This window comes from Bifidobacterium sp. ESL1133 (assembly GCF_058107325.1).
This window is the reverse complement of sequence record NZ_JBYLUI010000005.1, coordinates 198623-222216: the sequence shown is the minus strand read 5'-3', so window position 1 is coordinate 222216 and position 23594 is coordinate 198623. Positions and strand designations below refer to the sequence as shown.

The 23594-nt window shown below is 54.8% G+C and carries 22 protein-coding genes and 1 tRNA gene; 12 read left to right on the top strand and 11 right to left on the bottom strand.

Features of this window, described 5'->3' with window-relative positions; genetic code table 11:
• Positions 1–98: 98 nt before the first annotated feature.
• The 3 genes from AC3B5A_RS06725 to AC3B5A_RS06715 form a co-directional block, all read right to left on the bottom strand.
• Complete coding sequence (locus AC3B5A_RS06725) at positions 99–863, bottom strand: alpha/beta hydrolase (protein ID WP_489799835.1); 765 nt, start codon at positions 861–863, stop codon at positions 99–101.
• 69 nt (positions 864–932) lie between these two features.
• The gene (locus AC3B5A_RS06720; RefSeq protein ID WP_489799875.1) at positions 933–2366 is read right to left on the bottom strand and encodes an FAD-dependent oxidoreductase; all 1434 of its coding nucleotides are present in this window, start codon (positions 2364–2366) and stop codon (positions 933–935) included.
• A 316-nt stretch (positions 2367–2682) separates the two neighbouring features.
• The gene (locus AC3B5A_RS06715) at positions 2683–4653 is read right to left on the bottom strand and encodes a S1C family serine protease (RefSeq protein WP_489799833.1); all 1971 of its coding nucleotides are present in this window, start codon (positions 4651–4653) and stop codon (positions 2683–2685) included.
• A gap of 366 nt (positions 4654–5019) precedes the next feature.
• On the opposite strand from AC3B5A_RS06715, the gene AC3B5A_RS06710 reads away from it, so the two are divergent.
• The 8 genes from AC3B5A_RS06710 to tgt all read left to right on the top strand — a co-directional run bounded on the left by AC3B5A_RS06710 (position 5020) and on the right by tgt (position 10654).
• The gene (locus AC3B5A_RS06710) at positions 5020–5505 is read left to right on the top strand and encodes a hypothetical protein (protein WP_489799831.1); all 486 of its coding nucleotides are present in this window, start codon (positions 5020–5022) and stop codon (positions 5503–5505) included.
• Between the two features lie 2 nt (positions 5506–5507).
• Entirely contained in the window at positions 5508–5804 is a 297-nt protein-coding gene (locus AC3B5A_RS06705; protein WP_489799829.1) for a hypothetical protein, read from the top strand.
• 17 nt (positions 5805–5821) lie between these two features.
• Positions 5822–6097 (top strand): hypothetical protein, encoded by a 276-nt coding sequence (locus tag AC3B5A_RS06700; RefSeq protein ID WP_489799827.1) that lies wholly within the window; start codon positions 5822–5824, stop codon positions 6095–6097.
• A 37-nt stretch (positions 6098–6134) separates the two neighbouring features.
• Positions 6135–7283 (top strand): hypothetical protein, encoded by a 1149-nt coding sequence (locus tag AC3B5A_RS06695; protein WP_489799825.1) that lies wholly within the window; start codon positions 6135–6137, stop codon positions 7281–7283.
• The gene (locus tag AC3B5A_RS06690) at positions 7280–7906 is read left to right on the top strand and encodes a hypothetical protein (RefSeq protein WP_489799823.1); all 627 of its coding nucleotides are present in this window, start codon (positions 7280–7282) and stop codon (positions 7904–7906) included. The genes AC3B5A_RS06695 and AC3B5A_RS06690 overlap by 4 nt, the downstream gene beginning before the upstream one ends.
• Positions 7907–8362: 456 nt before the next feature.
• Entirely contained in the window at positions 8363–8530 is a 168-nt protein-coding gene (locus tag AC3B5A_RS06685; protein WP_489799821.1) for a hypothetical protein, read from the top strand.
• Between the two features lie 65 nt (positions 8531–8595).
• Positions 8596–9183, top strand: a complete 588-nt coding sequence (locus tag AC3B5A_RS06680; RefSeq protein ID WP_489799819.1) for a hypothetical protein — start codon at positions 8596–8598, stop codon at positions 9181–9183.
• Positions 9184–9217: 34 nt separating this feature from the next.
• Entirely contained in the window at positions 9218–10654 is a 1437-nt protein-coding gene (gene tgt / locus AC3B5A_RS06675) for a tRNA guanosine(34) transglycosylase Tgt (RefSeq protein ID WP_489799817.1), read from the top strand.
• An 850-nt stretch (positions 10655–11504) separates the two neighbouring features.
• On the opposite strand, the gene AC3B5A_RS06670 is transcribed toward tgt, so the two are convergent.
• From AC3B5A_RS06670 to AC3B5A_RS06650, 5 genes are all read right to left on the bottom strand, one after another.
• Positions 11505–12710 (bottom strand): sensor histidine kinase, encoded by a 1206-nt coding sequence (locus AC3B5A_RS06670; protein WP_489799815.1) that lies wholly within the window; start codon positions 12708–12710, stop codon positions 11505–11507.
• Positions 12707–13246: a helix-turn-helix transcriptional regulator gene (locus AC3B5A_RS06665; RefSeq protein ID WP_489799813.1), complete on the bottom strand. Its 540-nt coding sequence runs from the start codon at positions 13244–13246 to the stop codon at positions 12707–12709. Before AC3B5A_RS06665 ends, AC3B5A_RS06670 begins: the two co-directional genes overlap by 4 nt.
• A 15-nt stretch (positions 13247–13261) precedes the next feature.
• On the bottom strand, positions 13262–13939 hold the full coding sequence (locus AC3B5A_RS06660) for a hypothetical protein (RefSeq protein ID WP_489799811.1): 678 nt from the start codon (positions 13937–13939) through the stop codon (positions 13262–13264).
• Positions 13940–14041: 102 nt separating this feature from the next.
• Positions 14042–14674 carry a CPBP family intramembrane glutamic endopeptidase gene (locus tag AC3B5A_RS06655; RefSeq protein WP_489799809.1) on the bottom strand — a complete coding sequence of 211 codons (633 nt, stop codon included), beginning with the start codon at positions 14672–14674 and terminating at the stop codon, positions 14042–14044.
• 7 nt (positions 14675–14681) lie between these two features.
• Positions 14682–14951, bottom strand: a complete 270-nt coding sequence (locus AC3B5A_RS06650; protein WP_489799807.1) for a hypothetical protein — start codon at positions 14949–14951, stop codon at positions 14682–14684.
• Positions 14952–15265: 314 nt separating this feature from the next.
• Here AC3B5A_RS06650 and AC3B5A_RS06645 point away from each other — a divergent pair, with 314 nt between their 5' ends.
• From AC3B5A_RS06645 to AC3B5A_RS06630, 4 genes are all read left to right on the top strand, one after another.
• Positions 15266–16309 (top strand): CPBP family intramembrane glutamic endopeptidase, encoded by a 1044-nt coding sequence (locus tag AC3B5A_RS06645; protein ID WP_489799805.1) that lies wholly within the window; start codon positions 15266–15268, stop codon positions 16307–16309.
• Positions 16310–16371: 62 nt separating this feature from the next.
• A complete protein-coding gene (locus AC3B5A_RS06640; RefSeq protein WP_489799803.1) occupies positions 16372–18525 on the top strand; it encodes a peptide cleavage/export ABC transporter in 2154 nt (717 codons plus the stop codon).
• A 17-nt stretch (positions 18526–18542) separates the two neighbouring features.
• On the top strand, positions 18543–19898 hold the full coding sequence (locus tag AC3B5A_RS06635; protein ID WP_489799802.1) for a bacteriocin secretion accessory protein: 1356 nt from the start codon (positions 18543–18545) through the stop codon (positions 19896–19898).
• Between the two features lie 200 nt (positions 19899–20098).
• Positions 20099–20181: transfer RNA gene (locus tag AC3B5A_RS06630), tRNA-Leu, on the top strand.
• Positions 20182–20411: 230 nt separating this feature from the next.
• Here AC3B5A_RS06630 and AC3B5A_RS06625 read toward each other — a convergent pair.
• The 3 genes from AC3B5A_RS06625 to AC3B5A_RS06615 form a co-directional block, all read right to left on the bottom strand.
• Positions 20412–20996: an LOG family protein gene (locus tag AC3B5A_RS06625; protein WP_489799800.1), complete on the bottom strand. Its 585-nt coding sequence runs from the start codon at positions 20994–20996 to the stop codon at positions 20412–20414.
• 59 nt (positions 20997–21055) lie between these two features.
• The gene (locus tag AC3B5A_RS06620) at positions 21056–22321 is read right to left on the bottom strand and encodes a MalY/PatB family protein (protein ID WP_489799798.1); all 1266 of its coding nucleotides are present in this window, start codon (positions 22319–22321) and stop codon (positions 21056–21058) included.
• Between the two features lie 193 nt (positions 22322–22514).
• A complete protein-coding gene (locus AC3B5A_RS06615) occupies positions 22515–23567 on the bottom strand; it encodes an alpha/beta fold hydrolase (protein ID WP_489799796.1) in 1053 nt (350 codons plus the stop codon).
• Between the last annotated feature and the right edge of the window lie 27 nt (positions 23568–23594).

Here is a 23594-nt window from a genome sequence, read left to right as displayed (position 1 = left end):
TCCGCTTGACGAATCTGCGGCTACGCTGCTGTGGTGCCATGTGCCATGCCGGCCGGTGCGGTGCGACGCGACGCGACGCAGGCAGCATAGCCGTAGTTTCAGATTACGCCTGATGACAGATTGTGCAGAATGAGCCACTGGCGAATGTCGGAGAACTCTTCAAGACTCACCGCATGGTCAAGCGAACGATATGCTTTGACCGTCGGCCACGAGTGCTCCCCAAGCCAAGCGGCCATCGCCGACATCTCATACTTGGGCAGCACGGCATCCTGCTGCCCATAACCGTAGAACACCGGAATGTTCAACCCTGCCAAACGGTCGTCCGCAGGAGCGGTGCCGGGCACACCGCCAGGAGCCAAAAAACCAGATAGCGAGATAGCGGCACGGTAACGTTCGGGATGTATGCGCAGCAAATGCACGGCCAGCAGACCGCCCTGCGAAAAACCGATAGGCACGACCGGGCGACCCTGATCAACATGTTCAGCCACCCAGCGGTCAATGGCTTGGCTCGCCGCATAGGCATCGCGGTCCAAATCCTCACCCACCGGGACTGAGTCATGGAACCAGCTGAACGCGCCGGAACCCATGCCAAACTCCCCCGCCCCCTCAGCTTGCAGCACTAAGGGTGCCCGCAAGGAGACAAAATCGTTATCGGGCGCGACATAGCGCATGATACCGGCCAAATCCTGCTCATTCGAGCCCCAGCCATGCAAGCACAGGAACAATGGACGCGACGGCACCGCATTGCCACCACCTCGCGATGTCAACACATGCGTGACTTCCAACGGCTCGCCGAATCTTCCCGGCAGAGCCGACGACTCGCGCCCCACCAAACCTTCTGGTCCATCGTCTAAACCGCTCATGTCAGTACCCTCCTGCGCGGCGGTCGCAGGGAAGCTATTCAGCTCACCCGCGGCCGCATCACCATTGTTTCACTCTCCGTGTGCCAGCGAACGCATCTGGTCAGGATCAGTTACCTTCTTGTGCTCGCGCCCCTCTTGGGCACCCTGTTCACGCTCAAACGCATCCACGCGCTTCCATCCAGCGAAGTCAATGGGTCGAATGCCACGCTCAGCCAAAAGACGGTCGATGGACTCCGGATCACGGTCAGGCGCCACCTGGCCAGCATGACCTGCAGCGGCGAAATCATCAAGCATGTTGCCCACGATGGCGAGCGCGTCAGACTTGGTGGAGCCAATGAGGCCGACCGGTCCGCGCTTGGCCCAACCGGTGGCATACAGCCTTGGGCATATCTCAGCGGCAGAACCTGTCTCCACGCCGGTTTCGGTGACGATGCGACCGTCCTGGTTGGCCAACACACCACGGCGATCGTCGTAGGGCACACCGTCCACGCTCGCCGGCTGGTAACCGATGGCATGATACACCGACTGCACCGAGTATTGCGTGAATTCACCCGTACGTTTCATGACACCGTCGGCGCTGGTGCATGTACGTTCCACGCGCAACGCAGCCACTTTGCCGTCCTGTCCCAGAATTTCCACAGGGTCGGCGTTGAAATGCAGGTAGTACTTACGGTCAGCAGGATTGCCTTCGAAATCAGTGCCATCGGACATATCCTCAGCCATGTCACGCACTGCGAACAGCTCCTCCACCATCTGACGGGTGAGCTTATCGGTGCCCGCCTCGGCAATCGTGTCATCATCCAATTCGAAATCAGCGTCGTCCACAATGAGCTGCACACCGGGCAGCTGCTCAAGCTCGCGCAGCTCCTGCACCGAGAACTTGGCCTGCGCCACACCGCGGCGAATGAACATGTGCAATTCCTTGGCCCGGTTGCCCGCGATGCCCTCATACACGTTGTCAGGAATATCCGTGGTTTCCCTAAGATCGTCGGCACGGCGCATCAGTTCACGTGCCACATCCATACCCACATTGCCGCCGCCAATCACGGCAACCTGCTCAGCCTCCAACGGCCACTGCTTGGCACCGGTCGGATAGCCGTCGTACCATTCCACAAACCGTGCCGCACCAAACACGCCTTCAAGGTTCGCCCCCGACAGGCACAGCGGCTTATCGGCCACCGCGCCCGTGGCGAACAGCACGGCATCGTAACGCTGCAGCACATCGTCCAGCGTCAGATCCTTGCCGAACGTCACATCGCAATACAAGTGGATACGCGGGTTGTCAAGCGTCTTCTCCAACGCACCGGTGATGAACTTGATAGCCGGGTGATCGGGTGCCACACCATAGCGCACCAAACCAAACGGCACCGGCAGCTTCTCGAACAGGTCGATGCGAGCCGATGTGGGCAGGCCGAGCTCTTCGCCACGCTTGGCGAGTTCACGCAGGAAAATATCAGAAGAATAGACTCCTGCAGGGCCAGCGCCTACCACAGCGATGCGCAGTTCTCCAGTACCCGCCGTCGGAGCCTGCGCTCCCGCCTCAGCCTCAGCCGCTGCAGCACCAGCTTGCCCCGTCGCCGCTTCTCCGCTCGCATTCGCTACGCTACTTGCCTCACTCACTGCTTTCTCCCTTAATCAATACGTCATACTCGTACACGCGCGATGCTCATCGCGCACAATATGCCTCTACCATATCGCACTTGTCCCCAAGATGTAAGCAGGCCCCGGGCAAAATCACCTCGGGGCCTATCAGATAACCGTGTGCCGTCTGGCGGCAACTACCATTTTCCGGTCTATCTACGCTTACTGCTACCTGGGTTTACCACAGGCCGAACGGATCGAAAAGGCCACCGCCATTGCCGTCCTGCCCTTGGCCCTGGCCACCACCCAAACCGTTGCCGCCTTGGCCCTGACCTTGCTGACCTTGACCTTGACCGCCCTGTCCGTTTTGACCGTTCTCCTGCTTGTTGGAGCCGGAAACCTGGCTTTCTTCCTTGTCAAGCGTGACATCGACGTCCATGGTCTTGCCATTACGCACCACAGTGAGCTTGACCTTGTCGTTCAGGCCCGAAGCGCGCACGAAGCCGAGCAACGAGGAGTTGCTGCCTACAGCGTTGCCGTTGAAGGCCACGACCGTATCCCCCTCCTTCAAACCGGCCTTGGCCGCCGGGCTGCCAGGCGTGACGGCCTGTCCGCTCTGGCCCTTGGTGATCTGTGCACCGCTGCGGTTGATGCCGTCAGCCTCGACTGTGGCGTCCTTGATAGTGACACCAAGCATGACGTGCTTGGCCGAACCGTCGGAAACGATCTCGTCAGCGATGCGCTTGACCAGATTCGAAGGAATGGCAAAGCCGATGCCGATCGAACCGGACTGACCCTGCGACGACGAGGAAGCTGTGGCGATGGACGAGTTGATGCCGATGACCTCACCGGCCACGTTGAACGTAGGACCGCCGGAGTTGCCGGGGTTGATGGCCGCGTCAATCTGCACGGCGTTGGTGACCACCTGCGATTGGTTGTCGTCCATCACGCTCACCGGGCGGTTGAGTGCCGAAACGATGCCGGTGGTGGCGGTGTCGTCATAGCCGAGCGGGTTGCCCACGGCCATGATGTTCTCGCCCACAGCAAGCTTGTCGGAGTTCGCGAACTTGGCGGGAGTGAGATCCTTGGGTGCATTCTCGAGCTGAATGACCGCCAAATCGGTAGTGGGGTCGGTGCCCGTCACCTTTGCCTTGTACATCTGACCGTTGGCGAGCGTGACCTGGATATCCTGGCCGCCGGAGATGACGTGGTTGTTGGTGACGATGTGGCCTTCAGTGTCCAACACAGCGCCGGAACCCTTGGCCTCACCGCCCTGCACCTGTGTCTGGATGGAAACCACGGCATTGGACACCTGCTTGGAGACGGCAACCCAATCCGGAGCGGCACCACCCTTGGGTGTGGCGGTGCCCTCACCGGACGTGTTCGAACTGATACCGGTCATGGAGCTGGAGCTGTGAATCGGCACCCAGCCATTGACCAGCGCCGTATAGCCGATGCCAAGGCATAGCACCGCCGTAACGACAGCCGAGACGATGGCAGTGACCGTGTTGCTGCTGAGCTTGCGCCGCGTCGCCGCGGAGCCGTTTCCGCCATTGCCGGGGACGAACTGCTGACCGTTTGGATTGTTCGGATCGACCGGGCCTGCGGGTCCTGTAGCGCCACCGAAGTTTGCGCCGTACTGCTGACCGTCCGCGCCTGCGCCATCTGTGGGAGCTTGCTGAGACTGAGCACCATACTGTGCGCCAGCGCCCGCAGCCTGGTCAGGCTGTGTATAAGCGGTGCTGTATTGGCCATACTCCGGCATGTTCTGGCCGTAAGCGTACTGGCCGTACTCCGGCTGGCTGTACTGCTGCGTAGTCTGCTGACCGTACGGAGCGTTGTACTGAGCACCGTACTGAGGAGCCGGGGAAGCATCCACGCGCGTGGTTAGGAAATCGTTGGTCTCATAAGGATTATCGGTGTACGAGGCCGGCTGAGCAATAGGTTCAGTGGACTGTTCCGCCCCGCTCTGGGACACGCCCTGCGCTGCCGTATCCGCACCGGTCGGGCTCTCGTCTGCAGCCGACTGCGCGTCGTGTGCCTGCACGCCGCCAGCAGAGTCCTCCGACTCGGACTGACTGCCGTACAGACCGGAGAACGGGCTGCTCTCCACGCCGCTGTGCGAAGCGCTGTCGCTGCCGCCGGCACCATTCTGCTCGGGCGCTGCGGACTGTGCGTCGAACCTCTCCTTGTTGTCATCTTCAGCCATGACTGCTCCTTTTACGTTTAGCACGCCGTCGACCGGTAAGCCGCGCCGTTGATAACCACTTCTACTGTACGAGTAAAGATAGTCAGACTGGAGGTTTCCTGAATGTTCATTGAAAGAACAATTTACCTTTCATTGCAATCCCCCGTATCCCTAGCTTTTACCAGTGCATAATTACATTGACAGTCTAATAAGCAGCATAAACGCCACTGTTCGCGAGAGGCGGAGGAACGCGGCGGCAGTAACGTGGGCGCAGGCCGCAGCCTTGATGCACAGGCCCGGGGTCAGTGAATACATCGATTTATGCTAACATCGAACTTGCTTGGCAGTTGAAGCGATGTACGATGCAGCACGACATAGCGAAAGGCAATGATGTCATACTCAGCCACCATACGAAGGCAGATTGCCGCAACAGACCGGCAGCTTGCAAACATCACGGAGCAACAGCGCTCCGAACAGCAAAAGCTCGACCAGCTACTTCGTCTTCGTTCAACTGTAATAAGACGCCAACAGCAATTCAACACCATACAAGACAGGCGTCAGCACACTATTAATAGGCTCAATCAGGTTAATTTACAGGCCAAGAGCGCACGCGGTTACAGTAGCAAGATGCAGGCCCTCTTGAGTGGCAACCGCTACCGGCAGGCGTCGCAATCTTTTCAGGATTCCTTACACCGAGTCAACATTGAGATTCAAGAGGCTGAACGGCAAATCCAGCATCTAGGGAGAGTGCTCTCCGACCTCAATAACGACAAAGCCCAGTACCAACAACGACTCAACCGTGCTGTATCCGATGAACGTCGAGAAGCGCAGCGAGAGCGGGAACGCCAACGTTCACGCAGGAATGGAGCATAAATATGGCAGACGATCCGAACCTCATCATCGAGGATGATTATGTACAGACTGTGGGAACCACGTGCAAAAAGCGCGGAGAGGTTTTAGACAACGCAATGCACCAGTACCTATCCATTCTCAAGAAAATCAGCAACGATGCGCTGGTCTCCGGTGCGCAGCATGACGCGTTAGAAGCATTCATCAGCGTTGGGGAAACACTCTACGCGCATGGAAAAATCAAAGAGGTTTCTCATTCGTTCAGCACATCCTGCACAAACTTCATAGAGCAAGTTGACCGTGACGACAGCTTCCTATATTGAATTGAAAGGCACATGCCATGGCAAAAACCATTGATGTCAACACTGACAAAATCGAGGATCTCGTGCAGCAACTCAGGGCCATTGACACAGGGTCTACGCATACCTCGGCAACTGATATGCAAGGCAGTAAAGGCAATGCGCCTCAAGCACTGCACGGAGTGGAAGCAGAGTATGAGGTACTGACACAATCACTACGCTCACTCATTGATGGCACAGCTGATTTCTTCGACAACCTGATTGCGGCGAACAAGGCAGCCGACAACGAAGCAGCCCACAAGTTCGCGGGCCGCTAAGCACAGTATTAAGAGGCTACACACAGAAAGTGGAACCATGCCATATTCAGTACGTAGAGACTTCACACTACACACCAAGCAAGAGCTAGAAAAAATCGTCAAGCAAGTGGAGCCTGCTGATAACTGGTGGAGTCGTACTGCCGACGATATCGGAGACCTCCTTACTCAACTCATGCTCGCTCAGCAAACAACCTTTTATGTGGCCAACAACTTAAGGGTGGAAGACAATTACCATCAAGACGTCATTGATGCCAATAATGCTTCAAAACAGCAAATCGAAACCATTTGGCGTAACGTTAACGCCACTGCCAGTACATACTTTTCCAAATTTGTAGCCGCCGACTCAGATTTGCAAGGATTACAACAGCAAATCGACGCTATGACTGCCATTATGAGCAACGGCACTCAAACAGGAACCTTGGACTATGGAAGCATTACCGGCAGTCTCAAGACTGGAGTGAATCAGTATCTGCAACTCAGCACACTCCTTGGCAAGGTTGAGCAGAGCGGACTGAAGGAAGTAACAACCCCAGGTGACGTTATGGGACTGCTACAGGTGATGGGGAGAACCGCTTTCGACCTATGCCCTAACCTTGAAATCGGCGATACATGGGAACTCGTCCTTGGCCCCGGCTTGGTCATCGCGTTTGGTCTTCACGGTGCCAGCGACGGCGGTGCTCCCGCCACATTGACCATCCCTCCAGAAGTACTCAAGGGAGAAAAAACCAATCTCAAAGACCTGCTTTCTCCGAGTAAGAGCGGCCTCAATATTGATAAATACGGAATACCAGCTGATACCAATGGGTGGACTCACGAAATCGAGTCAGATGGCACTGTCACAGCGCACCGTGTTCATGACGGCACTGCGGAAACATATACGCTCAAGACGTCAGGCGAACAAGCAACCATCACACTGGCAACATCACAAGCATACGGTACAACAACAGTCACCAGTGATGTTGCACTGACTGTCGACCCTCAGGCTCAATGGCACGACCACACGCCCAAAACAGCTCCAGACACTCAGCTTAATCCTATAGCAGTGCCAGATCTCAGTGCCTTGTGGGAACACTTCAGTGTGCCTGAGTTTAAGCCAGTTATTCAGCCAGTCGGCGGGACTACCCTAACAGCAGCAACCGTACTGACAGCACTACTAGCACTACTAGCGGGAGCAGCAATCGCATGACCCAACGCACAGCACGCATCAACACACTCATAGCAGCCATCTTCAGCATATGCCTCCTATCCGCATGTGGCTCATCTCCGCAACCAAAAGCTTACTTCGAAGCTCCGGAGGAGCCTGAGCCTACAAGCACGATCACCTACGACCACACCTACACCACCAGCACCACCTACATCCACGACATCGAAGACCCCAACCAACGCACCCCACAAAACATCGCCAACGCCATGAAAGAAAAACAACGCTACACCGACGTACAAGCAGAGCCCAACGGAGACATCACCGTCACCGTCACCAAAAAACAACGCCAAAAACTCATCACCCACGATAACGACAACATCAAAGGGTTCACTAAAACTTTCAACGATAGTAATCCTGACTATCGCTACGAATACGACGACACTACTCACACCATGTCACTATGGATAGATCGACACGCCTCGCCTCTCACCATCAGCATTGTTGCACTCGCACCAATGTATGGTGACCTCTACTACATCAACGGAGGAACAGGACCATGGACCATAACTACTAAAATGTACGGTTGCCATACCGGACACCTCTACCAGCAATTCACCAACCACGACGGTAAACAGACAATTGACACTAATAACTGGCCGGAATAACCATGCAACCCCACAAAATTATCGCTACCATAATCGCTTCAGCTACAATATTTCTCCTGAGCTCGTGTGGATTGCCACCTACATCCTCAGCGCCAGCTCCAAAGGAACCTGAGCCTACAAGCACGATCACTTACGACCACAACTACACCACCAGCAACACCTACCTACACACCGTAGAAGACCCCAACCAACGCACCCCACAAAACATCGTCAAATCCATGAAAGAACAACAACGCTACACCGACGTACGAGCAGAACCCAACGGAGACATCACCGTAACAGTCACCAAAAAAACAACGCCAAAAACTCATCACTCGCGACAACAAAAACATCAAAGGCCTCACTGATGCTCTCACCGACGGTAACCCCGACTACCACTACGAATACGACCAAGCCAACCGCACACTCTCATTCTGGATCGACAAACATTTCAACCCTATCAATCTCAGCATCGAAATGACACCACAAATATATGGTGACCTCTACTACATCAACGGAGGAACCGGGCCCTGGGATATGACCGTCAAAGTCTACAGTTGCCGCACCGGATACCTCTACGAACAATACCAAACCAGTAACCCTACAACCAGCCAAACACTCGACTCCAACACCATGCACGAATAACCACACTGATATCTAACAAAATCCTTTATTAATAGCCATGAACTTCCACTACTGAAAGATCAACAATGAACCAACTCAACACAATATTCAACGGTGCCGCCACGCTAGAACTCCCCAAGGGCTACACTGCTTGGACAGTACAAGACGAAATGCCCCAGAACACAGAAAACGAAGAGACTAAGACCAGCATCATTTCTGTGCTTAATGCACCGCTATCAAGTCACAATACCGTCATCGTTCCAGATACCGCATTCATCAGCGATGATGGCGAGGCTTACGTGTGCGGCGTGACTTCGGAAGAAGCGTGGCCAACAGGGCAACTAGAGCAGCTGTTGCAAGACAAATACCAGACCTTGTCAAAAAGTTTGCCACTGTTCGACAACGTAGAGATTGCGTCGCGCACACCGCATATTGACAAAAATGGCAAACTTGCCCCTCGGCTGCAGATCGGATTAATCCGATGCACATTCTCCACACCACACAATGACTGGTTTCTTTCAATAGCCCTACTGCCGATTCGCGGAAACATAGCAGAACTGTTCATGCTTGCGCCAGCGGAACACCTTGTTGCCCATGCTATGGAATTCATGACCATTGCAGATTCTCTCAATGCTAATGGAGAGGATATACCCAAACGCCTGCCTCGATCCTAATGCACACATGCAGGGCTTCCCCTAAAGTGGGGGCATGACGAGAGCAACCGAACATCAATCAGCCCGACCAGATGGCCTGCAAGGCAGCGCACCCGAAACCGCGCACGGCAACAAAGTCAATGGCACAGCCTCAGCCTGTAGCGACAGAGCCAATCACCTGAGCCGCAGCGCTTCGGGGCTGCTGGAGCACCCGCGCGGGGCCGAGCCCGGACAGCCGGGAGATCGATCAGAATTCCGGTTCGAGCAGCACACCCGGCTTGACGATGCCGCTTCCGGCAAGGGCCGCGGCGGGGCGCGCTACGGCCGCACCGGCACCATCCACACGCCCCACGGCGACATCAACACCCCAGCTTTTATACCGGTCTCCACGCAAGCCGCCATGAAAGGTGTGCTGCCCGAAACCATGAAGGATCTGGGCGCGCAAGCCTTACTTTCCAACGCCTTCCACCTCTTTGAGCGCCCTGGTCCGGACGTGCTCGACGAGGCCGGCGGCTTGGCGCAGTTCGAGAACTGGGACGGCCCCACCTTCACCGACTCCGGTGGCTTCCAAGTGCTCTCGCTGGGCGCCGGGTTCAAGAAAACACTGGCAATGGACGTGACCGGCATGAAGAACGACGACGTGATTGCCGACGGTAAAGAGCGGCTGGCGTTCGTGGATGAAGATGGCGTGACCTTCAAATCCCCGCTCAATGGCGATAAACACCGCTTCAGCGCGGAAATCTCCATGGGCATTCAGCACAAGCTCGGTGCCGACGTTATGTTCGCCTTTGACGAGCTGACCACGCTGATGAACACGCGCGGCTACCAGGAGCGGTCGGTGGAGCGCACGTTCCGCTGGGCGCGGCGATGCGTAGACGAGCATCAGCGGCTGACTGCCGAGCGTGTGGGCAAGCCCTATCAGGCGCTGTACGGCGTAGTGCAAGGCGCGAACTACGAGGATTTACGACGGCGAGCTGCGAGCGAGATTGCTTCGCTTGACTTTGACGGTGTGGGCATTGGCGGTGCCATCGAGAAGCGTCTCATCGGCGACACTTGCGCCTGGATCTGCGACGAAATGCCACAGAGCAGGCCGCGGCACGTGCTAGGCATCGCGGCGGTGGATGACATTTTCGCCTGCGTGGAGAACGGCGGCGACACCTTCGACTGCGTCTCCCCTGCCCGCTGCGGGCGCAACGGCGCCATCTTTACCCGGCGTGGCCGCTACAACATCAAGCGCGCCGCTCACAAGCATGACTTCGGGCCGCTGGAAGAAGGCTGCACCTGCTACACCTGCACGCACTACACGCGCGCCTATGTGGACCACCTGCTGCGCGCCGGCGAGATGAACGGAGCGACACTGGCCACCATTCACAACGAGCACTTCTTCATCAAACTGCTCGACGACATCCGCGCTTCCATCGACGGCGGATATTTCGACGCCTTCCGCGACGAAACCCTCGCGCGCTACTACGAGAACGGTTCTAAGGGGTAATCGTCCCTCACACAGTCATGACTGTCAGGTGACTGTGTGTCTGATTGAGTGAATGTGCGTCAGCAATGGCAGCAGTCAGACAGATATGCGCCGCAACGTCAGCAATCTGCCACTCCACCGCCTCATTGTTGTTCAGTAGGGATGTTTAGCCTGAATCGCTCATGCACTGATGCATACTCCCCCGCCTCGCTGAACGTTCCGTGAGTACTTTTACGCTCGTTCAGCGCGAGATCCCAAACAAGAACGGCTAAATTCCACTGTTTTTGAATTTGGAATTTGCGATGAACGCGGTAAAAGTGCTCACGGAATGAATTTACGCAAAATCCGGGTCGAAATACTGGGAGATATTTCGACCCGGATAAGTGATGCTGCGCTGCGAGCGCCGCCTGGGATGCGCCTAGACTACAGCAGGATTGGCCTAACCGGCAGCGTTGTGTAATGGGGCGGTCGCAGACGGTTGACGTGCACCGGCAGACATGTTCTTACCCCACCTGTGCAGGATGCGAGCGCTTCATCGGTCATAGCGGTATGTTGGTTCATGGTTACTCCCTTATGATAAAAATGATTAAGCTGCTGACATCACCATCCGAGAGAGAGAAAATGATTTTTAATGGACTCAAAACATGGCCAATATGAGAAACCTCCCACAGTTTGCGCTAACTGCTCACTGCTCATTTGTGGGCGCGTATCGTTCTGTTGCATTGTGCGAACCTCCTCATTGATGACATCATTGCTATCGCTCAAGAAGTTAAATGGAAGTTTAACTTCTATATAAAGTTAGGCCGTAACAGCACTGCACATAATAAAACATTGCGATTCTGTACACAGATGGCTACATAGATTTGCCCGTCTATGGTAATGGAATAGCGCAGTTCAAAATCCATGTGCCGTCTTCAAATGATGTATTGAGACTGCCGCCCAGCCCTTCCACAGTTTGCTGCTGCAACGCGAGTCCTTTACCATGACTTACATCCGCAACCTGGTGCACCCCATGTAGGCAGGTATTGGTTTGGAAGACAGTCACTGCTTCTTCTGTGCACGCGACAACAACTGTATATTGATCAACATCAGGCTCGCAATGGCGCGCAATGTTTGCGTAGACTTCAACCAGTACATGCCTGATTGCTGACACTACCAGCTCAGGAGGTTCTTTGCCATCTCCTGAGACCCGAGAAGCGCCTTGATACCCAGCTTGCAGCAAAGCTTCATCTTGCTTTTGGCAGAGAGCACGTACGACTTCCATAAAAGAAGAAGGTGCCTCAGCTGACTGCACTTGCTGTGCAGAGGTTTTCCCGTCAAGCAGCGAGATGATGAGATGCACTCTGTTAAGCGCTGCTTTGGCCTTATCACTAATAAACTGCTGCTGACTGGCAGTCAAAGATGCTTCGCCATTATTGCTGTTATTACCAGAACTTAACAGGATAATATAGGACAGCTCGTTGGTCACTGAATCATGGATATCGCGAGCAAGCCGGATATCTCTCTGCTGCTGTTTTAAGAGTGCATTTTCCATCTCAAGCTGATGCGCAACCTGCAGCTTGCTATGAAGTTCACGTTGTTGTCTTATCAGTACACCAGCAGCCCACGGCCCAAGAAACATAAAAGCATATAGGGCTAATCCCACTATGCTGGGTTTATCAAAAATGATATCGATCGTGCAGAAAAAAATAACTGCAAAAAATGGTAGAACCTTGATTGTGGGACGTTCATTGACAAGTCCGACGATAAACATACTTGTTACATCAATAGCCAACCATGATGAGGAAGAGGCATAATTCGTTCCACTGAAAATTAATGCAAGAATGAACGCTATAGACGCACCAGCCACGGGGAAAAACAACGACGACGACAACAACACCGCACAAACTGCAGCGATAACAATCCGCAAAGGAGAAGTAGTGGTTTCAGTGTCGAAAAAACTCAACAAAACCGCACCAACTGCGCCAACTAAAGCAACAACAATGACAAGCTTGTCCTTGACGGTGTGGGTCCGCAACCAGTATCCCGCACCTTGGGCCAACCCCCACAACCTTGCTCCCCGCGCGCGCAATGTCATGTCCGCTGCCCCAACACCCAGATCACCACGGCCTGACTCAAAGTAGCAGCCCCAAGCTTTTTGACGGCGCGACGAGCTTCGGTCCGCACGGATGATTCGCTGTTGCCTAATTCAGCAGCGATTTGCGAGTATTTGAAACCTTGCGACAGCAGCTCCATGATGCGCGACTCGTGAACGCTCAGCATCGGCTTGCGCGGCCGTGTTTTAGGTTCATGCGTTATGCGTTCATACGCAACTTCAGCGCTGTCAAAGTGGACCTCTTCCAGTGGTGAAAACGTTTTGCCGCACCTCAACCGGCTCACACCGAGCGCAATCTGCGGCATGTCCGGCATGGTAACCGGGTCAATCGCTTTCTCCATCGCCTCAATTGGCGAGCTCGTCTTCCAGTGAATCACACTTGCCGGCACGGCCTTGGGCACAAAACTGGTCAACGCGGCCAAGGTGAATCCGTCGTTGTCTACGATCGCAAGTCGGAGCGGCTGGAGTGGCGCCGCTTCGGGCCTCTCCTGCTTAGGAACTGTCGTGTTCTCGCTCATGGCACCAATATACCCCTATTCACCATAAATCGATTCTGAAATCTCACGGTCAGGACTATCAGCGCGGTCAGCACCAGTATGCGGCGTATCCCCAATATGCTTGGATAAGCCATACACCACGAGAGACAGCATCAACCATCCGTAACTTACCTGTGTAATAGAAAAAGCAGGGACGAGATGCTGGTCTTGCAACACCAATATCACGTCCGTCATTACGATATTGGCAACAAACAGCGCCAACATGAGGTTTGCCGCATATCGCAAATCCTTGGTAACGCTCACGGCACCTCTCTGATCGGTATCGCCCCGGACTTTTCCAAGTGTCATCAACGCTCTGTACAGCAGGTGAAAAGCCCAAGTCATAACCACAAAGATGGCAATCACGCTCACAGCGGCCACGGCAAAGAGTGTTTCGTGATGCACAAGTTCACCAAACGGAAGGTCCATGGAAAACCCATACAGCGCAGGTATGGTCTCTTTTGAGTATTTATTGATGAGCGGCTCGTACGAGAAGACTCCCGCAGCAAGATACACCGCCATAGTAATAAGCGCCCCTACGAAGTTGATCAGCTCCATAAATTTCATGACATAAGCTATGACCACAGCCGCCGTATCCCGGTATTCCATACCATCTCCCGCCTTGAGTCGAATCTGCGCCATCCCTTTGCCACAAACTTGAATTGGGTTGCGCACATTCCCACATAAGCAGATATCACGACACTCTCACCGCCAATATCCGCAAACCGTGGACAACTGTTGACAACGTAAATTGACATACTGGAATCTAGCCCGTGCCTACAGCACGAACAGCTTGATAACAGCAGTCACCAAAGATAGCAGAGCAAAGATGAGAAATACCGGGGCAATCCACGAGCGATAGGGGTGCACCTCAACACTCTTACTGCTAGTAAAGTACGCTTTCACACTCTTACGATTGCATAGTAAAACAGTGCATACAATTGCAATAGCTGCAACCATGCAAACCAGCTGAACGATAGTACAGTTTCTTTCACCGATCTGCATATCCAACCATTCGCCACCATAGGCAAGCACGACGTTATTAAAAGCGTGCATCACCATCGACCACACAACCGAGTAGCGATTCGCCACCCATCCAAATGCAAGTCCCATAAAGAAAGCAGCCATGCCTTGCGAGAAATCCTGATGCAGCAAGCCGAATAACGCTGAAGTCGTGACTATGGCAAAAAGCCCGCCGAACCGCTCTAGGCGGGAAAGCACAACACCTCTGAATACCAGCTCCTCCACAACCGGAGTAACAGATATTGAGCCAAAAAGAGCTACGTTGGATGCTAAGCCTCTTTGTGTGAGGATGTCATTGCTGGTTGGAGCAGCGATTTCCAACATACGGAAAACTTGTTCAATCCCGCTTCCGAGTAGCCCACCGACACCTGCAAACGCAATCACCATCAGCACACTAAAAATAAACCCCCAAAAATGTCATCTTTTGACGAGAACAAACACGAACGTTGAGCATATAACCATCATGCAAAGTATGGCGCGCACCAACATTGTTGACGACGACAAGGATGCAACACAACGCTACAACATCTGCAAGTATGCTTACCCATCCCACAAGTACTGCACTGTCGCCGTTGGGCAATATCCCCGCAAACTGCGACCCAATAATCGTCGCAAAATCGAAGATGATAGAGAATGCCAGAACAATGAACGCACTCTGGTTCACGGCCCGTCTCATTGACTTTTGCATAATGAACTTCCTGAACCTGCTCGTGTTGCCGAATCCGAGGTAGTTCGGATTTACCATAAGAAAATCACAAAAACGAGGTCCTGAAGCCGTCAGCCACAACTACGTCAACGGATGTCTAATCAATTTTCTGAAGTTGCACTTCCGCCCTACTGCCTCATCGTTTTCCACCAATACCGGCGTTGTACACATATGGCTACACAGTCCGTCAACCTTCGCTCCAGCAGCGCACGATTATGGTCTTATGGTCTGTAGTAATCCAAAACCGAAACGTGGTATAAGGAGCGATGACCATGACTGCGAGCAAGTATCTCAGCATCAACGAACCTCCATCTGGGGTATCTGAGGCCACCGATGCCATGAGTCTCAGCGTGGAATCCAACACAGGAACCTCAGCCACCAGCAGCGCAAACAACCACAGACCTCCCACACCGCGCAGGCTTGTCGGCAGACAGGCAGGCTTTACCCTCGCTTTCCTGATTGGCACTACCATCGTCAGCGCCATCCTCATACTTGGCGTCCTTGCATTCAGCGGAAATGATGACGGCACAGATGTGATGGCGTGGGTACAGCTCCTTACCGACCCGCTTCCTGTAGCCATCATCTTTACCGTGGCGATGTCTTTGCGCGCTGACGACAATACCGTTACCCCAGAAGGCACCGCACTGCACCTGCACTGGCACTCACGCACCAATATGACCGCCTCGGCGCTGACGGTGTTTGTCTTGGTTATCTTCGCCATCGGTGGATTCAGCAGCGTCGTTGACGCCGCGGTGCAAGCAATTGCCGATGCCATGCATTGGAAACCCACCACCTCACTGTCCCAGCTTGATTCCATCACATATTCCATACCTGGCATACTGGCCATATGCATCGTAGGACCAATCTGCGAAGAAGTGCTGTTCCGCGGAGTTATCATGGAAAATCTGCGCCAGTACGGCCCGATTTTCGCTATCATCACTTCCTCATTCCTGTTCGGCGCAATGCACGGTGACCTCGCACAAAGTACCTCCGCATTCCTGGCAGGATTGCTGTTCGGCTATATTGCCTACTGCTATTCACTGACATGGTCCATCGCGCTGCACATCTTCAACAACACGCTAAGTTCCATGGTGACACTAATTCCCAGCCATTCCTTTTCTGATTGTCTCAACATCCTCTCTGCAGTAGCCACGGTAGTGCTGCTCATTCTTATGATCGTCAAACGCTCAATCATCAAGGCAACTATTAAAAGCCATCGACCGCCGGAACACATCTGGCGCTCGTGGCGCTCACCACTGTTCATCGTCACTCTGGTGTACTGCGTGCTCACCATGCTCAGCAGGTTCAATATCTGAAACACACCTTCTACCTGACATACTGACTATCCCATCTCACCAGTCTTAACAAAAGGACCACCATGCTCGATCATCACTACGCCTATGTGCCGCAGGTAGACTCTCGCGACTGCGGGGTGGCCGCACTGGCCACCCTCGCCAAGCACTACGGCTCCACCTATTCGCTCGCCTACCTCAGAACCTTGGCGAAAACGGATATGGAAGGCACCACCGCACTGGGCATCGTGGAAGCCGCGAAGAAAATCAACTTTGAGGTCACCCCGCTCAAGGTAGACATGGAAATCTTCGACGACCACGTCCCCTACCCGTTCATCGCACACATCATCAAAGACGGCAAACTGATGCACTACGTTGTGGTGTACGGCGCCACGGAAGACAGCATCATTGTGGCGGATCCGGACCCGCACGACGGCATCCACGAGGAGCCAAAAGCCAAGTTCGAGCAAGAGTGGACCGGCGTAGCGCTCTTCATGGCACCGGCCGCCGACTACAAGCCGCACAAAGACAAGAGCAACAGCCTGTGGAACTTCGTCCCTCTGCTCTTCAAAAACAAGAAGCTGATACTCAACATCACCCTGGCGGCCCTGCTGGTCACCATCATCAACGTGGTCGGCTCCTACTACCTGCAAGGGCTGATCGACACATATATCCCCGACCGACTGCGCTCAACGCTCGGCATCATCTCCATCGGCTTGGTCGTCACCTACATCATCCAGCAAGTCCTCTCCTTCGCGCAGCAATATCTGCTCACCGTGCTTGGCCAGCGCCTCACCATAGACGTGCTGCTCTCCTACATCCGCCACGTGTTCAAACTGCCGATGAGTTTCTTCTCTACTCGCCGCACCGGTGAAATCATATCCCGGTTCACCGATGCAAATTCCATCATCGACGCTTTGGGCAGCACCATCATTTCGGTGTTCCTCGACGCCGGCACAGTCGTGGTGGTAGGAGCCATGCTCGGCTTCCAGAACCAGAAACTTCTGCTCCTGGCGCTCGTGGCGCTGCCCGTCTACGCTGTCATCATCTTCGCGTTTGTCAAGCCTTTCGAGAAGATGAACAACGCCACCATGCAAGCCAACTCCATCGTCAGCTCCTCGATCATCGAAGACATCAACGGCATCGAAACCGTCAAATCCTTGGCAAGCGAGGAAAACCGCTACAAGAAAATCAATCATGAATTCGTGGATTACCTCGACAAGTCCTTCACCTACGCCAAAACCAGCACTCTGCAAAGTGTGCTGAAAGCCGGCGCACAGCTGCTGCTCAACGTGGCCGTGCTCTGGTTCGGTGCGCAGCTCGTCATGGCGGGAGAAATCAGCGTCGGGCAACTCGTCACCTTCAACACACTGCTGAGCTACTTCACCACGCCCCTGCTCAACATCATCAACCTGCAAACCAAGCTGCAGCAAGCCAAAGTAGCCAACAACAGGCTCAACGAGGTGTTCCTGGTCGAGCCGGAAACCAACGACCGGCAGACCGTCGACGACCCGGAAGCGCTCAACGGCCCTGTCGTGGTCGAAAATCTCTCGTACAAGTTCGGATACGGCAAAGACACCTTGCACGGCATCAACCTCACCATTGAACCCGGAGAGAAGCTGGCGATCGTCGGCATGAGTGGATCGGGGAAAACCACACTCGCCAAACTGCTGGTGAACTTCTACGACGCGAGCGTGGGCACCGTCACCATAGGCGGTACGGACGTGCGCAATGTGGACCGCGCGGCACTGCGCCATACCATCAACTACCTGCCGCAAGACCCATACATCTTCTCGGGATCCATTCTGGACAACCTTATGCTCGGCGCCAAGCCGGGAACCACGATGAACGACGTTGAGCGGGCCGCAATGATCGCTGAAATATCGGACGACATCTACCACATGCCGATGAACTACCAGACGCAGCTCACCAGCGACGCCACCATCGTCTCTGGCGGCCAAAAACAACGCATCGCGCTGGCACGCGCTATCCTAGCCGACACTCCGGTGCTCGTTCTCGACGAGGCCACCAGCAACCTAGACGTAGCCACCGAGAAGAAAGTCATCGACAATCTGCTCGCGCTCACCGACAAAACCATCGTGTTCATCGCCCATCGCCTGACTGTGGCCAGCCGCTGCCAGAACGTCCTGATGCTGGGCAACGGTCACATCATCGAGCACGGCTCTCACGACGAACTGATGAATCGCAAGGGCGAATATTACGACCTCTTCACATCGTGAACGGAAGGACCCCAAGCATGAACCCCGATATCTTTGAAAGTTCAGAATTTTATCGCCGTCGGTACGATAATTTCTCCACGCTCATCATTATTCCCATCTCCTTACTTGCCGTTGGCCTTCTGGTGTTTTCACTCTTCGGCAAGACCGAGGTGACCGTCAAGACCGTCGGAGAGATTGAGCCCGCTGATGCCATCGGGCAAGTGCAGTCGACCAGCGGCGAGCGCATCATCACCAACAATCTCAAAGAGAATAAAACCGTTCACAAAGGTGACACCCTGCTCGCCTATGACAATGGTGAGAACTCGGTACAGCTCAATGCGCTCCGGCAGCAGCTTGACACTATCAAACGCCAACAGGCAGCGGCAGAACAGCTCAAATCCAGTCTTACCAAGCGAACCAACACGTTCAGCACGCCCGATGAGTTCGGGTATTGGGATATGTTCAACAATTACAATGCGCAAGTCGCCGTCATCAACAAGGACGACAGCCGCGACAACGCGACTACCGCCAACCAAAACCAAGCCGTCAGGTCTACTCGGGATGCCATCGCGCAGCAGATCGCCCAAAATCAGGCCAGGATCGATGACTACCACGAGCTGGCGCAGGCCATCGACGGCGGAAACCTGCCAGGCGACAACGTGTTCACCGCTACATACCAGCTGTATCAGGCTCAGCTCAATGCCTCCGACTCAGCGCAGCGCAGCGCGGTCACCGGTCAGCTGCGCAGCGAAATCGACAACTCTGTACAAGAACTGAACCAAGCCAACAAGACACTGAAAACGCAGGAGACATCTACGAGCATAACCGCGCAGGCGACCAGTGCCGGCAGCAAAATCGATGAACTCAATGCTCAGTATCTGCTTAACGTCAACAAGGATCTGTCATCCATCTCATCCACGCGCCTTGAGACCGAAACCAAGATTGCGCTGACACAATCGCAAGATGCCAAGTCCACGGTCAAAGCCAACAGTACCGGCGTGCTGCACATCAATGCGGAAGTCAAAGGGATGGATTCCATTCCGGTCGGAACCGTTGTGGCGCAAATCTACCCCACGCTTAACAAGGCCACTAAGTTAGATATCGTGCTGCACTTGCCCGTCGAGCATATTGACAGCATCCGCAACGGGCAGACGGTGCGCCTGTCCAGCTATCAGAACAGCGCCAAACCGCTGATCATCGACGGTGCTATCACCACTATTGCTGCCTCGCCCACGCGCACCGAGCAGGGTAACTACTATGAGATACACGCTCGCGCCACCACTAGCGACGAACAAAATGACCGTATTCGCTATGGGTTTGAGGGTGCTACGGTCATCGTTACCGGGCAGAAAACGTTCTTCAACTATTACAAAGATAAGCTGCTTCATCCGTAGGGAAATCGCTGTTACGGCGCCTCAATTGCTTGTGCACCCTAGCTGGCTGACATGCTGAAGGACGTGTAGGCCATGCAGACCGATACAGGCATCACCATCAGCAGTATCACCATCATCACCAACCAGCAGCAGTGCAACACGCGGCGCTGCTTGCAGGCCTTGCACCTTGTCCTCATTTACGATATAATTGTTCTTTGTCTGCGAGTATGGCGGAATGGTAGACGCGCTGTCTTCAGGTGGCAGTGAGCGAATGCTCGTGAGGGTTCAACTCCCTCTACTCGCACTTTGATTGTTCTGATACGCGATTGGCATCATACATAGTACTTCGTGTTTACATAAATAATAGGGCATGTCAATACCCCGCATTCCCTCGCAGTTCTCTTGTATCATGCAGTGTCTCGACACGTCCGCACCGGCGCAAGCAGCCGTGCTGCAGCACAGCTCACCGTCACCAACAAACGCCGGGGCTGCGCACGTCAACCGTACACAGCCGCTTACTCTACTTCCACCCTGTTATTGCTGAGAATCAGCCTTCGGGTAAGTGCGTGGAATGGGTGGCTCATACGAGGCTGCAAACTCTCGAATCTCGTCGTACGACGTGGTAAAAAGCATCTTATGAAAGTCCACATCTGAAACGAAGCCGTTCGACACCATGTCCTGCAGCATTTGGCGCAGCGGCTGCCAGAACCCATCAAGGTCATAGAACACGCAGGGCCTGTCGTTCAGTCCGATACGTGCCCATGAGAAGGCTTGCGCAATCTCCTCAAGCGTTCCAGCGCCGCCGGGAAACGCAATGAGAACATCGCTGGCCTCCATCAGGCGGCGCTTGCGAACATCCATATCGGGCACGATTTCCAACTCGGTGATGGTTTTTTCGTCAACGCCATCGCGATCCAGCAATACCTCAGGAATAATGCCGTGCACGCGAGCGCCACGGCCGTATACCGCTCGCGCTACAGCACCCATCAGCCCCACTCCGCCACCGCCATACACAAGTTCATCGCCGGCCTGAGCAATCTGCTCGCCCAGCCGCTCTATGGCCTCCTGATACTTGCCATCCTTGCCACTCGCCGCACCGCAATACACCGTAACTCGCATACCAGTCCCTTCTTATGTGGTCTACATCTCTTTATACTACGAACGGTGTGCGTTTTGCCTCACTTGTCAATGAACACATATTTGCTCAGGCGGCTCATAGCCTCCTGTACACGAGAGAGCGGCAACGCCAAGTTCATGCGCACACCGTGCGGCACCTTGAACTGTCGACCGTCCTGCACCGCAACACCCACAGCCCAAGCGCGGCGCAGCACCTCGTCAATGCTCACACTATGCTCGGCACACCAACGCTCACAGTCGAGCAGCAGAATGTAGGTACCTTGCGGTTTGGCGAAGTCCACGCCGTCAAAATGCTCAGCGATATAAGACGTGGCATAGTCAACATTACCGGTGAGCACGCTGCGCAATTCGTCCGTCCACTGGCGGCCCTCGGGCGTGTAGGCACCGATGAGCGCATGCATGGAGAGCACATTCATCTCGTTATAGAACGCCTTCTCGCTCTTGGAGGTGACCCGGTCACGCAGATAAGAATTGTAAATAATGTGGTACGAACCGACCAATCCAGCCAAATTGAAGGTCTTGCTCGGTGCGTAGAGCGCAACAGTACGGTTGCGTGCGTCATCGTTCACCGATTGAGTGGGAATGTGCTGATGCCCGGCAAGAATGATGTCGGACCAGATCTCGTCGGAGATGACCATGCAATCGTTCTTACGGTACACCTCCATGGCCTGCTCAATCTCCCAACGTTCCCACACGCGCCCGCAAGGGTTGTGCGGACTGCAGAACACGGCCACATGAATGTTGTTCTCCTTGATTGCACGGTCCATGTCCTCAAAGTCCATGCGCCACACGCCTTCGCTGTCACGCTTGAGCGGCGAGTGGACGATGTGATAACCGTTGCCTTCAATGGAACGTGTGAAGCCGATATACGTAGGACTGTGCACCAGCACAGCGTCGCCTGGAGCTGCGAAAGCGGTGAGAGCAGACACCAGGCCACCGATCACACCATTCTCATAGCCAATAGCCTCGGGAGTAAGACCTTCCACACCATTGCGGTCGCGCTGCCAGTCGATGATGGCATTGAAATATTCGCTTGTGGGGCGGAAATAACCGTAGAACGGGTGCTTGGCACGCTCGATAATGGCCTCGGGGATAGTAGGCACGGTGGCGAAGTTCATGTCCGCCACCCACATAGGGATAATATCGAACCCCTCTTGCGGAGCTTCCGGGGCGAAACCTGGCTCGTTGCCCAGCCCATCATAAGCGACGGCATCTTTGCCTCGACGGTCCACCACGGTGGTGAAATCGTATGTTGTCTGGCTTGTGGAACCTGCTGTTGTGCCTGTGAAACCGTTGGAATTGCTCATGTTCGCCGCCTTATCGTCGCCTTGTTATCGGTGCTGGTTGCGTTTATCCTATCAGAGAAACGCTGGCACAGCTCAGCCCAGCTCACATATCTCAATGCGAATTTTTTGGGGCGCCCCACAGCAAGTTGGCGGGAACGGTGCGGGCACGCAGAAGCCAAATAACAAGCACAGCACAGGCGCACAACCCACCACATCAGTCAATATCGGGGATGAGAAAGTCCATAATATTGTCGATATACTCGCGCAGCACCTCGTTGGGCATGCTGTAAATCTCGTGCTCGGCCGTGTCAAAACGCACCAGATCAATCTGGCCGCCACCACCCTGCACACGCTCTACGAAGCGGAACTGCCCATCTTCGTGCACCCACGCATCACGGCCGGCTTGGCACAGCAGAATCGGCGCCTCGATGTTCGCACAGTACTCCTCACGCTGCACCGCACGCCCTATCTTCAGCAGCTCAAACGTGTAGCCTAGGCTAGCAGCTTTGGTTTGATAATGCTCGTTGTTGCGCCGCAAACCCATGTACCAGCGAGCGCGAGCCGGAGCCGAAGCGTCATGTCCCTTGTCTGGTGCGCTCGGTGAGTAGTCGTGCTGCCCGGGCGCATGCCGCTTGCCCAACCCCAGCTTGGTGGCTGCGCCGGTGAACGGGAATGCAAGCCAATTAGGCAAGCCACAGTTCGGGGACATGCTCGGCGCGCTCAACACCGCCTTGTCGAACAGGTCGGGATGCTGTTCCATCACCGCGGTACCGATGGCGCCACCCAGCGAATGAGCGTACAAGTAGAGGGGGCTGCCCTGCGCGGCCTCGCTGCCGACCGTGCGCGCGAACTGCGCAAAATCGGCCACATACCGATGCCAGTCATCGATCCACACCAAGGACGGATTGCTCACGTCGCGCGGCGAATACCCATGCCCACGATGTTCCATAACGCAAACAGAGAAACCTGCGAGCAAGAAATACCAGATCATTTCGCTATATTTCTCAGCAAACTCAGTGAACCCGTGGGCAATCACCACCGCCCCACGGAATTGTGCCGAAGCGCCGGGGACGTTGAGCTCGTTGAACCGTTGCGCATCGTAGACCATATAGTGCAACCGCCCCGACGTGGGCGGCTGAGCCAATCCTGCAGCCGCAGCAGGTTCCATCCACCCCTCGATGCCGCACTGTTCCAAGGCAGGGAGCACCTGCGAGCGCATGGCCTGCACGTAGGCGTTGCCGTCGTCGTCAATCAGCGGAATCTGCATGATTTCAGTCTAGCGTGTGGCCGCGCC

Bases quoted from the DNA above. Each gene is read 5' to 3' on its own strand.
- AC3B5A_RS06725 (WP_489799835.1), bottom strand. From the start codon at position 863: ATGAGCGGTTTAGACGATGGACCAGAAGGTTTGGTGGGGCGCGAGTCG.
- AC3B5A_RS06715 (WP_489799833.1), bottom strand. From the start codon at position 4,653: ATGGCTGAAGATGACAACAAGGAGAGGTTCGACGCACAGTCCGCAGCG.
- AC3B5A_RS06710 (WP_489799831.1), top strand. From the start codon at position 5,020: ATGATGTCATACTCAGCCACCATACGAAGGCAGATTGCCGCAACAGAC.
- AC3B5A_RS06705 (WP_489799829.1), top strand. From the start codon at position 5,508: ATGGCAGACGATCCGAACCTCATCATCGAGGATGATTATGTACAGACT.
- AC3B5A_RS06700 (WP_489799827.1), top strand. From the start codon at position 5,822: ATGGCAAAAACCATTGATGTCAACACTGACAAAATCGAGGATCTCGTG.
- AC3B5A_RS06695 (WP_489799825.1), top strand. From the start codon at position 6,135: ATGCCATATTCAGTACGTAGAGACTTCACACTACACACCAAGCAAGAG.
- AC3B5A_RS06690 (WP_489799823.1), top strand. From the start codon at position 7,280: ATGACCCAACGCACAGCACGCATCAACACACTCATAGCAGCCATCTTC.
- AC3B5A_RS06685 (WP_489799821.1), top strand. From the start codon at position 8,363: ATGACACCACAAATATATGGTGACCTCTACTACATCAACGGAGGAACC.
- AC3B5A_RS06680 (WP_489799819.1), top strand. From the start codon at position 8,596: ATGAACCAACTCAACACAATATTCAACGGTGCCGCCACGCTAGAACTC.
- tgt (WP_489799817.1), top strand. From the start codon at position 9,218: ATGACGAGAGCAACCGAACATCAATCAGCCCGACCAGATGGCCTGCAA.
- AC3B5A_RS06670 (WP_489799815.1), bottom strand. From the start codon at position 12,710: ATGACATTGCGCGCGCGGGGAGCAAGGTTGTGGGGGTTGGCCCAAGGT.
- AC3B5A_RS06665 (WP_489799813.1), bottom strand. From the start codon at position 13,246: ATGAGCGAGAACACGACAGTTCCTAAGCAGGAGAGGCCCGAAGCGGCG.
- AC3B5A_RS06655 (WP_489799809.1), bottom strand. From the start codon at position 14,674: ATGGTGATTGCGTTTGCAGGTGTCGGTGGGCTACTCGGAAGCGGGATT.
- AC3B5A_RS06645 (WP_489799805.1), top strand. From the start codon at position 15,266: ATGACTGCGAGCAAGTATCTCAGCATCAACGAACCTCCATCTGGGGTA.
- AC3B5A_RS06640 (WP_489799803.1), top strand. From the start codon at position 16,372: ATGCTCGATCATCACTACGCCTATGTGCCGCAGGTAGACTCTCGCGAC.
- AC3B5A_RS06635 (WP_489799802.1), top strand. From the start codon at position 18,543: ATGAACCCCGATATCTTTGAAAGTTCAGAATTTTATCGCCGTCGGTAC.
- AC3B5A_RS06625 (WP_489799800.1), bottom strand. From the start codon at position 20,996: ATGCGAGTTACGGTGTATTGCGGTGCGGCGAGTGGCAAGGATGGCAAG.
- AC3B5A_RS06620 (WP_489799798.1), bottom strand. From the start codon at position 22,321: ATGAGCAATTCCAACGGTTTCACAGGCACAACAGCAGGTTCCACAAGC.
- AC3B5A_RS06615 (WP_489799796.1), bottom strand. From the start codon at position 23,567: ATGCAGATTCCGCTGATTGACGACGACGGCAACGCCTACGTGCAGGCC.